Below are 12,952 nucleotides of genomic sequence, written 5' to 3'. Positions count from 1 at the left end.
CGGTGGGCGATGCGGGTACCCCCGACACCGCTCAAGACCCGGCCACGCTCAACGGCAAGATCCTGCGCATGACACCGACGGGCGACGTGCCGACCGACAACCCGACGTCGGGGTCCCTGGTCTACTCGATGGGGCACCGCAATCCGCAGGGGCTGGCATGGGATGCCGACGGGCAGCTCTGGGCCGCGGAGTTCGGTCAAGACACCTGGGACGAGTTCAACCGCATCGAGCCCGGGGCGAACTACGGTTGGCCGATCGTCGAAGGCATCGCGGGCGACTCGCGGTTTGTCGACCCCGTGCTGCAGTGGGCAACCGACGACGCGAGCCCGAGTGGGCTCACCTACGTCGACGGCACCTTCTTCTTGGCGTCACTCAAGGGCCAGCGCATCTGGGCGATCGACGTCGCCGCGGATGGCACAGCGAGCGCGACCCCGTGGTTCGTCGGGAAATTCGGTCGACTTCGGGATGTGACGGCCGGCCCCGACGGCACGCTGTGGTTCATCACCAACAACACCGACGGGCGCGGCGACCCCCGAGACGGTGACGACCGCCTGCTGCAGGTATCGCTTGCTGCGCTGGCTGAGGGCTAGTGGCCGAGCTCGAACGGGTGCGCACCTGGGCGAATGCGCTCATCGCCCTCCATCTCGACCCGCGGCTGTGGACCTTCGAGTTCGACCACGCCCGCACCCGCGCGGGCCTGTGTGACTACCGCGCACACCGCATCTCGGTGTCGCGGCATCTTGCCTCCCGCTACGAAGACGACGAGATCCACCAGGTATTACTGCACGAGGTCGCCCATGCACTCGCCGGGCCGGCATCCGGCCACGGGCCGCGCTGGAAAAAGATCGCCGCCGGTCTGGGATACGAAGGAAAGCGCCTGCACGGCGGGGCGATCGCCGACGACCTGGCGACCTGGATCGGAAGGTGCCCGAACGGCCACACCCACTACCGGTATCGCAAACCGACCCGCGCGCTGTCGTGCGGCAAGTGTTCGAAGCGTTTCAACCCCGCACTCGTGATCGCGTGGCACCACCGGGATGAGGGTGGTAACCGCCAAGCTGAGTTACATGAGGCGCAGCTAAATGAGTACGGGACAGTGGCTGATCGCTCCTGAGGGTACGACCTGGTTCTTCGATGCCGGAGCGGAGTCTCTTGACTTCGCGGCCGCCCCCGAGCCGGTGCACGGCCGTGATCTCGGCGAGTGGCTCGCTGCCCGATACGAACGTCTCGACGCGACCGAAGCGAGCGAGCGCGATTTAACCGATGCGCGGGGATTGCGCGCGGCCATCACCCGGTTGAGCATCGCTGCTGCCGACCAGGAGAGCCTCGGACCGGATGACGTCGACACCGTGAATCTCTTCGGGGCGACTCCCGACATTCCGCCGACCCTCGCAGGAGGTCGCCGTCAGGCGGGAGCCGGGCGACTACGCACCGGTCAGGTGCTCTCGACGCTCGCCCGCGACATCATCGCGATCCTCAGTGTCGAGCCCGAACGCATCCGCCGCTGCGATGCCGAGGACTGCCGTCGGGTGTTCCGCGACGAGTCGCGCACCGTCAACCGGCGCTGGTGTTCGATGCAGCGCTGCGGTAACCGTGCGAAGGTGCGCGCGCACCGAGCGCGAGCAGCCCAGGCTCTCGCGGGTTAGGCGCGCAACTCCCGCGCACTGACCGACGCGTTCATCAGGTGCCGCGTCGCGTTGCGCAGCCCGGTGTAGGCGGCGGCGGCCGCAGCGGCTTCGGGCGACTGATGGTCGATCCCGAGTTCGGCGAGCGCATCGATGACGGCACCGGCGCCGAGGAGGTCTTCGACCGCGAACCGCAGCGAACCGTCCGACAGCACGACCCCGGCCGCGACCACCGCGATCCGGAAACGCCCGCCCAACTCCACTTGCCGGTCGAGGCACCAGCGGGCGAACTCGCCGGCTTTCGCCGCGCTCGCCGGGCGCGTATCGTTCGGCCCGGCCGCGGCATCCAGTTCATCGACCCAGGCGACGACATCTGCCTCGACTTCGACCGCGGCAGCACCGGCAAGGCCCCAGTCGAAACGCACCTGGTACGCGGTTTGGCTGCGGGGTTCGGCGGCGTCAGTCACGGAATGAGGGTATCGGCGCCCATCTCGGTCGCGATCACCGCGAAGTCCGCAGCCGAGAGTTCGAGTAGCCCGCGACGCATCAGCCAACCCCAGTTCGGCGTGTCACGGGTGAGTTCGAGCACCGGCAGCAGTGGCTGAATCGGCACCTCGGCGACGCCCTCCAGGTACTCAACCCGGCGCCGCCAGGGGCGAACCTCGCCGTCGCCGCGCATCATCATCGGTGCGGCCTGCCACGGATCTCCGTCGGCAATGAGGCCGATAGCCGTGAACGCGCGAAGCGGAGCGCCCTCGGGGTAGGCGTCTTTGGGCGAGTAGTAGACCAGGCCGTCGCCGGGCGACATCTTGGCGACGCCCGCCTTCGAACCGTGGTTGACCTGCACGATCCCCTGGTCGACTCCCCGGCGAACGTGGTCACGGTGCACAACTGCCAGCCAATACGTCACGCGTCGAGTCTGGCTCTGACGGGTGACACGCCCCACACTGGAGCTATGCGGGTCGTTCTGCAGTTCGAACTCGACGCCACGCCTGACGCGGTGTGGGAGATGCTGCACGACCCCCTCGCGCTCGGTCAGGTGCTCGCGCCGCTGCTGCGCATCACCCCGGTCGGTCACCGCCGATTCCCGCCGCGCTGGAGCTCGGGCGAACACCTGACGCGCGCCAAGGTGCTCGGCGTTGTTCCGGTAGGCGACCAGCTCATCCGCCTCAGCGAGTCCACCCGCGGCGACGCCCGAATCCTCGAGGACTCCGGTGGTCCGGTTTCGGGCATGCTCGCGGTCATCACGACCTGGCGACACCGGATGGCAGTCTCCCGAATTGAGGGCGACCGCACGCTCTACCGCGACCGGCTCGACTTCTCGGCCGGCATCCTCACGCCCGTGGTGTGGATCGGGATCTGGGCGCTCTGGCAGTTCCGCGCTAACGGGATCCGTCGCGTTATCGCGCGTCGCGCCGCACGGCCCTAGTCCGCGAGCGGCGCCACATCACGAGCAGCCCGCCGACGGTGATCAGGATGAGAGCAAGCTGCGCACCGAGCTCCGGGGTCGATCCCGTCGCCGCCAGACGCCCCGACGTCTCGACCACCGCGCTATCGTGCAGCGCCAGGGTCGTCAGATCGAAACCCGGATCGCCGGGGCGAGGATCGTCCGGCAAGGGATAGGTCGGCAGTTCGTACCCGGTTACCTTTGCGGTGTTGATGATCGCACCGGCAGGAGCGTTAGGGCTTAGTTGCACGTCGAGTAGCACGTCGGGTGCCTGCTGGTTGTAGCCGAGAGGCCGATCGAGTTCGCACGTGATGACGCCGCCCAACCCGGATGGCAGTCGATCAGAGACCACGCAGTCAACCCAGCCGGGCAGGCTCGCGTCGGCGGCGTCGGTCGGCGTCACCGAAAGGATGCGCAGCACCTGCGGCACGTCGTCGATGAGAACCACCCCGCCGACCCCACCCAGACCGCGGTTGCCGATCTGCATCGTGTAGGTGAAGGTGTCCCCCGCCGAGACCCGGTTGGTCGACGCGGTCTTCGACATCCAGAGGTCGGAGTTCTGGCCCTCAGGCGTCTCCCCGCAGGATGCCGTGGCAGGCGGGTAGGTCACGGTGACGGTCGTTGACGGGTTGATCGCGAAGCGCACCGAGGCGCCGCTTCGCAGTCCGTAACTGGACAGGGTCGGGTCAAGGACCAGGTTCTCCCAGTCGGGGGTCTCCCCCGCAGCGGCGGGACGCCACCCCGGCCAGGCGACGCCATTGCCGTCGCCATCCACCGCGGCACCCGGCCAGAGCAGGCGCCCGGTGACCGTTCCGTCGCCGGCGATCGGCACATCATCGGTGTGCACGACATCGCCGCTGGAGTTCAGCCAGCTCACGTGCATGGTGCGGGCGGCGACGTCGAGGTTGTGAGCATCGACCGTGTAGTCGAGCCACGGGGCGTCGAGAACACACACGCTTGAGGCGTCGACGGCGAGCCACTTCACCGGCGTCGACACGGTGTCACGGTCCCCCGCGACGACGACCGTGGTCGATGCGACGACCGCGGTGTTGTCGATGGTGTCGGCGCTGTAGGTCGCGCGCAGCTCAGCCGTGTAGGCGATCGTCGGTGCGCTCGCCCCGACCGGCAGCGTTCCGGTCAGATCGCAGGCGAGGGTTCCGCCGTACCCGTTGCCGTCGCGGCCGGCGACATCGCAGGTCCAGTTGTCGCCGGTGATCGTGCCGACGTTGAGGGCGGGATCGATCGCGTCGGTGACCGTCACGCCACCCGCCTCGACATCCCCGACGTTGGCGACATCGATCGTGTAGTGCAGGGTGTCTCCGCCTTGCACGAGGGCTTCGGCGACCGTCTTCTCGACATCCAACTTGCCGGTGAGGAAGTGGTTGGTCACGGTGACGACCGCAGGGCCGTCGGCAGCAGCGGGGATGACGACGGTGCCGTCTTCGGGACTCGTGTCGCTCGTGATGGCGAGGCCGGCATCCGTCTCGGTGACGGTGCACGACGCGCCCTGAAGGATGCCGGAAACCGTCGCCGTGTAGTCATCGTCGGTCGAGAGGGTTTGAGTCGCGTCAGCACCCAGGTCGAGGTCGTACCAGGTGCCATCACGGTCGATACCGCAGGCGACAGCGACCGCAAACGGGCCGTTCGCGAACTCTTCGGCGCCGGGTGCGATGTCGCGCACCTTGTCGATGCGCAGCGACCCCGTCGCGTAGTCGTTGGTGATCGTGACGGTGCTGGTGCCGCCATCCGGGATGTAGCGGGGCGTGAGCGCCGACACCGTCGAGGTGGTCGCTGCGCCGGTCTTCGTCTCGGTGACGCTGCAGTCGGCTCCCGCGATGAGGCCGGTCACCGATGCGGCGTAGCCGTGCGCGGAGTCGAGCGTCAGGTAGCCCGAGTTGGGTAGCGCGATGAGCATCGCCGGGTTGCCCGGCTTGTCCCAGGTGCAGACGACATGCGCCTCGAAGGGACCCGCGCCGTAGGCATCCCAGGCACCGGTGCGCGACTTGGTGATGCTCAGCGTTCCGGTGTCGAAGCGATTGGTCAGGATGGTCGTGGTCGTCCCCACCCCGATGGTCACCGAGGCATCCGCCGCGGGCGTCGTGGCGCCGCCGGTAGCCGTCTCGCTGACGTCGCACGCGGTGCCGATCGGGAAGATCGGTTCGAGCGTCACGGTCTGGGCGGCGACGATGTCGACCGAGTCGTCGAAGAGCGTCTGCCCGTCATAGCTGCAGGTGATGGCGACGATGTAGGTGCCACCGGCGTAGTCCGCCTCGCCAGCTCCGGCGACATCCTTGTGAATCGCCAGCCGTCCGGCGGAGTAGGTGTTGGTGACTGTGGCCGTGTACGACGCGCTGGTGCCGAGCACGATGGTCGCGGGTGCGTTCTCGACGACCGTTGTGGTTGAGCCGCTGTCGACCCGCACGCCGATCGTGGTTGCCCCATCGGAGTCGGCCTCACGCAACGCGCATCGGGCGGTGACCGGAAGACCGGTCACCGTGTGCGACTCGGTGTCCTCCAAGGTGAACGAGGCATCCCCAGCGGCGAGCGGAACGGTGAGGGTTGCACTTCCGGTGTTCACCGTGCACGCCAGGGTGAAGGCGAACGGACCAAACTGTCCGGCCGTCGCTGTCGTGACGACGGCCTTCGTGATCGTGAGGTCGGTCGTGTCGTAGGTGTTGGTGATCGTGGCGACCTGAGCAGCCGGTACCGGTGCCGTCGAGGCCCCAGCCTGAGCGATGGTCAAGGCGGCAGCACCGGTACCTGCGGGCGAATAGCTGACCGACGAAGCACCGGTCGTGTTCTCCACGATCTGACACGTCGATCCCACCGGGATGCCGTCGATCCGCGCGGTATACGGGATCGCGTTGATGGCCGCGAGGGTGAGCGCTCCCGACGCGGGCAGCACAACCGGGACCCCGGCGACGGTGCAGGATGCGGTGGCAGCGAACGAGGTCGGCGCGTACGACGCGGTCGAGCCCAAGATCACCTTGGAAACCTGAATCGGGCCGCTCGAGAGCTGCACGCCGGCGCGAACCGGCTCGACCCGGCGCTCGACGAACCCGGTCGGGAACAGTGCGTCGACGCCAAAACTGTTCCAGGCGCGCGGGGTACCGAGCGGCGCGGTCACCGGTGCGCGGCCGTCACCGACCGTCGTGGTCGGGGTGTTGACGGTCTGGTAGGTGACGGCAAGGGTCGCGCCCGGCGGCAGCTCGCCGCCCGGGAAGGTGAAGTTCACCCGAATGGCGGTGATCGTGCCGTAGGCACCCGAGAACGACGAGCTGCTCACCCAGGTCGCGGTCGAGCAGGTTCCGTTGGTCGTGAAACTGGGGCACGGATTGGCGGTGGTGGTGACCTCCCAGGTGTAGGTCGTGCCTCCCGCCGTGTCGGTAGCGAGCGTCAGACCGCCGGCGAATACCGGGCGGTAGGTCGATCCGCGCGAGGCGCCGGTGCCGAGGTAGACGTCGCCGGCCTTCGGCAACACGTCGACGATGGATGCCGAGGTGGAGGGCACGTTGCCGCCGTTGGTGAACTGCAGCTTCCACAGGTCGGTGCCGCCCACCACGGAGTACGCGGCGCACGGGTTGCGGTAGAAGCCTTGGCCGTCGGCGACGCACGCGGTTGCGACATTGTTCACGTTGACCGCGCCGGACGTCGAGACACCGTCGGCATCCACATTGCCTTTGACGCCCTTGAACGACGAGATCGCCGAGGCCGAGACCGTCGTGACGTCGTTGCTGGTTGAACACCCCTTCGCACCGACCTTCGTGACGCCCTCGCCGTTGCCCGATGTATTCGTGCAGCCCCCGCTCGCGGCCAGCGTGCGATCGGAGCTGAAAGTCATGCGGTTCAGGACGTCACCGTAGGTCGCCGGAAGCCCGGGTGCGATCTGGAGCGGGATGACGATCGTGTAGATCTCGCCCGGCGCTAGGCGCGCGCCGGCCGGCCAACTGAAGGTGAGGGTGCGCAGGGTGGGGTTGTAGGCATAGCCGACCGAGGTGGTGGAGAGGATGCCGCCCGAACTGGTCGAGTACGTGATCTCACTGGTCGGGTCGAACAGCAGCGGTCCACCGGTCGCGAGACCCGCATCGAGCGGGAGCTGATCGACGATCACCGGGTTGTCGAGGTAGCCGGTGCCGGTGTTCGTGCTGATGAGTGAGAAGTTGACCGTCTCACCGGCCGGAGTGGTCTTCACCGGCGTGTACTTCTGCACGTCGACCTTGAACGTTCCCGGGTCGAGGGTGAAGGCACGGTTCGCGGTGGCGGTCTTGGTACCCAGTGTCGGGTGATCGCTGGTCGCCGTCGCCGTGTTGGTGATCGTCGCCGGGAACGGGATGGCGCCGGTCCCGTCGCGATAGGCGGCACGCAGACGCACGACGAAGACGACCGAGGTGGTCCACGACGAAGCGGGCGATGTGACCGAGAACAGCGAACCGTCGGCCTTGTAATAGGTGACCCGCAACCCGGTCACCTGCGAGTTGGTGATGCCGCTCGGAAGGGTCGGGCTCGACGACTTGACGGTGCCTAAGGTCCACGTCGACGAGCCGTTGAGCTGCACGTCAACCCGCATCGAGTCGGCACCGGTGGGCTTCGAGACGGAGGTCAGAGACCGCAGCTCGAAGGCGTTCCAGAAGGTCGGCTCGATGTCTTGGATCACGACCTGGCGTGGCGACGCCGTCGACGTGCTCTGATTCGCGGTGAGCGTCACGTTGCTGTCGACGGTACGGTTCGCCTCGAGAATCGTGGTGACACTCGCCGACTTGCTCACCGTGACCGCCAGGCTGGCATCCACGAGCGTGATCGCCGCGCTCTTTGCGGCGTAAGCGGCGGTGTCGTTGAGCACCCCGTCCCACGCTTGGGCGAACGACGAGTTGGTCACGGTGGTCGATCCCGCGACCAACGTCGACGAGTCAGACCTCAGGTACTGGCGCAACCGGGTGTCAAGCGTGAGCGTCGCGGTTGCCCCGCTGACGATCGTGCCGCCGTCGGCGTTTGAGGTGCCGCCGAACAGGGCGCTGACCCCGACGACATTGACCAGTGAGGTCGAGCTCAGACCCACGGCCGCGCTGAGTGACATCGGGGCATTGGTGCCATCCGCGTACCAGAGCACGACGGTCGAGACGGCGGGGTCGATCCCCGATCCCGCGCTGAGCGTGTAGCTGATCCCGCGGATCGTCAGGTATTGGAACGGGCTCGTCGCCGGGTCCCAGGTGTGACCCTGGTACGGGTTGACGGTCCAGCCCCCGACCCCGCTTGAGGTCGGGTGCGCGCAGTCGCTGACCGCTGCCGTCGAACACGGCATCTGGTCGGTCACCCGCAGGTACCAGGCCTGAGCAGCCGAGGCGTTGGTGGCAGTCATCGTGTATTGAACGCTCGGATACGACGTGGCGGCGACATCCCCCAGAACTGGGACCGAGACCGGGCTGGTCAGATTGGCGCCCGCTGACGTCTTCGGCTGGGCCGCCTTCGTCAGGGAGACCGCCGGAACCGGGTCGAGGATCAGGATGCTGGCCGAGCTCGGGAGGCTGCCGGTATTAACCGCAAGCACCGCCGTGTTGAGTACTGAGCCGGGATCGGTGTTGTTGTACGCGCGATCGCCGGTGACCCACGGGTCGGTCGGATCGGCGGTGGCCGCCGCGTCACGCAACCGGTTGCGAATCTGGAAGGTGAGGTCGATCGTGCGGGGGTCCGGGCCGCTCGCGATCCCCGAGCCGATCGGCGGTGCGAGAGGGTCGCTTCCGCGGGCCGCCGAGTTCTCGGCAAACGTCAGACGTACGCCTGTCGTGTCGGTGCTCTCTTGCGTCGACAACGTGTAGCCCAAGAATTGACCCGTGCACGCCGCAGCTGTCGGGCAGGCCTCGGGATAGATCGAGACCCACGCACCCCCGACGTAGAGCTCGACGTTCGTGACCTTGTCATAGGCGATATAGGGGTCGTTCGACGAATTGATCGGTTGGATCCTCTTCAGGTCGAACGCCTGGAACACCGTGGTTGCAACAGGCGCGGTGGGGTCGGCAGGGTCTGAGACGACCGCGGAATCGTATCCGCCGATTTCTGAGCCCCAGGACAATCGTGCGGTGCGCTGAAGGCGGGACTGCGAAGAAACGGTCGTGCTTCCCGAAACCGGAACCCAGGTCTTGTCGAACATCAGCCCGGCGCCCGGGCCTGACGGGATGGTCTTGATGACGGCGGACGAGGCACTCGTCGACGAACTGCTGACCAAAGACCCGTCTTCGAGCACCACCTCGCCGACCGCGTCGGCGCGAGCGTTGTTGAGGTAGGTCACGTCGGTGCCGTCGGACGACGTCGGGTCGGCCGTGCCGCGCAGGGTGGCGCGAGCGACGAACGCGATGTTGGCCTGAACGGCGCCGCCCGGGCTGAACCCATCGGTGTTCGTGAATGTAAACCGCAACCCGACCAGATCGGTCCCGTTGACCGGCGCCTCCTGATGGATGATCGCGCTCGCGCCGGCGGTAGTCGAGCTGACGGTGGTCCAGTCGGTGCCGTTGGTCGTGCTCTCGATGAGCAGTGTCGCCCCGGCCGGAATCTGAGTCGGGGCGATCGCGACCGCATCGAACGCGCGCCAATAGTCGAGCGAGCCCGCGGTCATCGCATCCGTGATCGTGATCGAGGTCGGGCTCAGATAGCCGGAGTCGCTTGACGTCGTCGCGCGCAGTTGCACGACCGACCGCCCCCCGGCCGGAACCGCGGCGGTCGGGGTCACGGTCTTGATCAGAGCGACGGCGACCTGCGGGTAGAGAACAGTGAGGTCTGCCGACGGAGTAACCGGGGTTGCCGCGCCGGCGTCGTTCGCCCCGTCGATCTGGGCGGTCTGAGTGAACACGGCAGTGCCGGGTGACGACGCGACCGCGTCATCGGCGAGGTTCACGCGAAAGGGAACGGTCGCTGCGGCGCCGACCGGGATCGTGCCACGGAATTGGATCGAGAATCCGGTGATGCTCTGAGTCGCCGACAGCGTCGGGGTGGCTGGGAACGCGTCGCCCGCCGTCAGTTCGATCGGGTCGGGGTCGATTTCGCCCGCCTGTCCGGCAACCAACCAGGTGACCGTCGCTGACGTCGCTCCGGCGGGCCAGGCGGCCCCTCCGGCCGTAAACCCGCCGAAGGTGATCTTGTCGGTGAGAAACGTGTCCGCAGGTTGTGTGACGGTCAGTTCCGTCAGGTTGCCGTTGGATGCGTTGCGTCCGGTGATGGTCGAAATCGTCCAGCCACCGGCCGGAATACGGGGGGTCGAGAAGACCACTGATCCACTGACGACGGAGGTGAGTCCGCCGATCGTGTACGTCGCCGAGGCGTTCGCGGACTGAGTGCCGTGGCCGGGAACCGACACCGTGCCGCGCACGTCCGCCGTGGCGACGGCACCGGTGACGAGCGACGTTGCCCCGGTGCGGGTGGTCGCACGCTGCGCCAGGTTCAGCACCACTGATCCCGCGCTGCCGTTGGCAGTCAGTTGAGCGCCCGCGATCGACGATCCGAAGGTGAGGCGCAACCCGGTGACCTGGCCTGCCGTCACCCCGGCGGGGAGAGCGGCGACAGTGTCGAATGCACCGTTGATCCACGATCCTGCGACGTAGGCATCCACTTGGATGCGATCGGCGCCGGCGGGGAAGGTGACCGCACCGAAGCTGGCGAAGTTCACCCATTCGAAGAGGTTCGTTCCCGACGTCGGGTCGGTCGGAGCGAGCAGCGTCAGCGTGTCGGCTTTGGCGTTCGACGTGTTGCGGGTCGTGAGAGTCAGGTTCGAGAGCTCACCGACCTTGAACTGCGTAGTCGGGGGCGACCAGGCGGCGCTCGCCGTCGTTGCGACGGTGTACGGAACGGTGATCGTGGCCGCAACGGCTGCGGACGCCGTAGCCGCGGTCGTCGCGGTCACGGTCGCGGTGTTGGTCACCGGCACCCCGTTCGACGGCCAGTCCGGCGAAAGATTGCCCGGAACCACCAGGGAAACCTGCACCGAGTAGCCGTCACCCGACGGGATTCCCGGTCCACTCGGTGTGGCCTTGGTGAAGTTGACCGTCAGAGTGCGGTTGTTGGTGCCGCCCCACGAGTACGTGGAGGCTCCACCGGTCACGACGACCGTGGGATTGAGAGTCAGAGCGTCGAACTCGGCGGGGATGGCGTCAACGAGTTGGGCGCTCACACAGTCGTCGGTGAGGCACTCAACCGCGATCGTGTACGCGAGAGTGTCCGTCGGGGCCAGGACGGCGTTCTGAACTGACTTGGTGACATGCAGAACGGCGGAATAGTCCGGGGCGGCCGCGGCCGGTGCTGCGGCAACGACTCCGGCGAACAGCCCGACAAGCGCGCCAGCAAGGGCTGCGCGCGAGGCAACTCCCCGAAGCTTGGACGTCCATGACGTCATAACAAATCCCCCCAGATTCCGTGCGGATACCCGGGGCGACGCATCACACGTCGACGGCTCGGGTGCCGTGACGCCCAGTTTGGGTGAGGCGGAAACGGGTGTCATCGACCCAGTTGGGGCGCGACCAGCATGGGGGGGTACGCGCGTCCCCCGAAATGCGGGCTTCAGGGTTCGACACGCCGATTGCTGTACCCCGGCGCCTCCCGGGCCGATTTTGGAGGGCTTGGTCGGGGGGTCAGCCCAGCACGCCGACGGAGGCGAGAGCCGCGCGCAACAGGGTGCCGCGGCCGCCTTCCATCTCGGCGTGAATGGATGGCGATGACGCCTCGGCGGGAGTCATCCAGGAGAGTTCGAGGGCATCCTGCCGGGGTTCGCAGGTGCCGGTGACAGGGACCACGTAGGCGAGCGAGACGGCGTGCTGCCGCTCATCGGTGAACGCCGACAGCCCCGGAATCGGAAAATACTCGGCGACCTGAAACGGGATGGGGCTGGCCGGCAACTGCGGGAACGCGATTGGGCCGAGGTCCTTTTCGAGGTGACGGAACAGCGCATCCCGAATCGTCTCGCCGAACATGATCCGACCGCTGACGACGGTGCGGGTGATCTCGCCCTGCGGGTTGGCGCGCAGCAGCAGCCCGACGCTCGTGACCACACCCATCCCGTCGACGCGCACCGGAACCGCCTCGACATAGAGAAGAGGGATGCGGCGGCGCACTTCAGCCAGCTCGTCGTCCGACAGCCAGGACGAGTTCGGGTCGGGGGTGCCCACGGAGCTCATGCTCCATTGTGACCCACGTAGGTTGGTGAGGTGTCTATCGACCCCGCCGCAGTCCTGTGGAACGTTCCCGAAGGTGAGCGCGCGGGTAAACCGCTCCTCGTCCTGTTGCACGGGTAGGGCAGTCATGAGGGAGACCTCTTCTCCCTTGTTCCGTATCTCCCGCCCGAGTTCGTGATCGCGGCGGTGCGCGCGCCCGACCGGCATCCGATGGGGGCCGGCTGGCAGTGGTACCCGATCCCGCTGGAAGGCGGGGTCGAGGTGGCCGACCGGGTGGCGGATGATTTCGCCGCCTGGCTGTCCTCGGCAGTCGCCGACGCGTCGTCGGTCGGATTGCTGGGATTCTCGCAAGGCTCATCGATTGCCGTGCAGGTGCTGCGCCGGCATCCCGATCTGGTTTCGTACGTTCTGGTGCTCTCGGGGCTCATGTCGCCGGCGCCGGATCCCGGGGATGCGGTGCTTGCCGAACACCCGCACCCGGTTTTTTGGGGCCACGGCACCGCCGACCTGGTGATCGAACCTGTCCACGTCGCGCGCCTGGGGGAATGGCTCCCGGGGCATTCGATTCTCACGCGGCGCAGCTACCCGGGGCTTGGTCATGGGATCTCCGACGAGGAACTGGTCGACGTCAACGCGTTCCTGCGGGAGCAGCTCGGCTGACTCGTACCTAACTCTCGGCCCGAGTGGTACTCGTGCACGTATCGTCGACGAACCCCGGTGATTCCGAG

9 protein-coding genes are annotated in these 12,952 nt (G+C 67.4%); 5 read left to right on the top strand and 4 right to left on the bottom strand.

Features of this window, described 5'->3' with window-relative positions; all coding sequences use genetic code 11:
- The 3 genes from ABIR17_RS06010 to ABIR17_RS06000 form a co-directional block, all read left to right on the top strand.
- A partial coding sequence (locus tag ABIR17_RS06010; RefSeq protein ID WP_348003461.1) for a PQQ-dependent sugar dehydrogenase occupies positions 1-590 on the top strand: 590 nt, incomplete at its 5' end.
- Positions 590-1,114, top strand: a complete 525-nt coding sequence (locus tag ABIR17_RS06005) for a SprT-like domain-containing protein (protein ID WP_348003460.1) — start codon at positions 590-592, stop codon at positions 1,112-1,114. The genes ABIR17_RS06010 and ABIR17_RS06005, both read left to right, overlap by 1 nt.
- Positions 1,083-1,646 (top strand): CGNR zinc finger domain-containing protein, encoded by a 564-nt coding sequence (locus ABIR17_RS06000; protein WP_348003459.1) that lies wholly within the window; start codon positions 1,083-1,085, stop codon positions 1,644-1,646. The genes ABIR17_RS06005 and ABIR17_RS06000 overlap by 32 nt, the downstream gene beginning before the upstream one ends.
- Here ABIR17_RS06000 and ABIR17_RS05995 read toward each other — a convergent pair.
- A complete protein-coding gene (locus tag ABIR17_RS05995; protein ID WP_348003458.1) occupies positions 1,643-2,092 on the bottom strand; it encodes a hypothetical protein in 450 nt (149 codons plus the stop codon). The genes ABIR17_RS06000 and ABIR17_RS05995 overlap by 4 nt on opposite strands.
- Entirely contained in the window at positions 2,089-2,535 is a 447-nt protein-coding gene (locus ABIR17_RS05990) for an EVE domain-containing protein (protein ID WP_348003457.1), read from the bottom strand. The genes ABIR17_RS05995 and ABIR17_RS05990 overlap by 4 nt, the downstream gene beginning before the upstream one ends.
- A 45-nt stretch (positions 2,536-2,580) precedes the next feature.
- Between ABIR17_RS05990 and ABIR17_RS05985 the strand changes: the two genes are divergently transcribed.
- Positions 2,581-3,054, top strand: a complete 474-nt coding sequence (locus tag ABIR17_RS05985) for a hypothetical protein (RefSeq protein WP_348003456.1) — start codon at positions 2,581-2,583, stop codon at positions 3,052-3,054.
- Here the strand turns inward: ABIR17_RS05985 and ABIR17_RS05980 are convergent.
- On the bottom strand, positions 3,026-11,449 hold the full coding sequence (locus tag ABIR17_RS05980) for a DUF5979 domain-containing protein (RefSeq protein WP_348003455.1): 8,424 nt from the start codon (positions 11,447-11,449) through the stop codon (positions 3,026-3,028). The genes ABIR17_RS05985 and ABIR17_RS05980 overlap by 29 nt on opposite strands.
- A gap of 235 nt (positions 11,450-11,684) precedes the next feature.
- On the bottom strand, positions 11,685-12,227 hold the full coding sequence (locus ABIR17_RS05975; RefSeq protein WP_348003454.1) for an NUDIX hydrolase family protein: 543 nt from the start codon (positions 12,225-12,227) through the stop codon (positions 11,685-11,687).
- A 183-nt stretch (positions 12,228-12,410) separates the two neighbouring features.
- On the opposite strand from ABIR17_RS05975, the gene ABIR17_RS05970 reads away from it, so the two are divergent.
- Positions 12,411-12,884, top strand: coding sequence for an alpha/beta hydrolase-fold protein (locus ABIR17_RS05970; protein ID WP_348003453.1), 474 nt, complete (start codon positions 12,411-12,413; stop codon positions 12,882-12,884).
- The last annotated feature ends 68 nt before the right edge of the window (positions 12,885-12,952 follow it).

The organism is Pseudolysinimonas sp. (assembly GCF_039912695.1).
GTDB lineage: Bacteria > Actinomycetota > Actinomycetes > Actinomycetales > Microbacteriaceae > Pseudolysinimonas_A.
The sequence above is the reverse complement of the archived record's forward strand: the minus strand, read 5'-3'. Positions and strand labels throughout refer to the sequence as shown.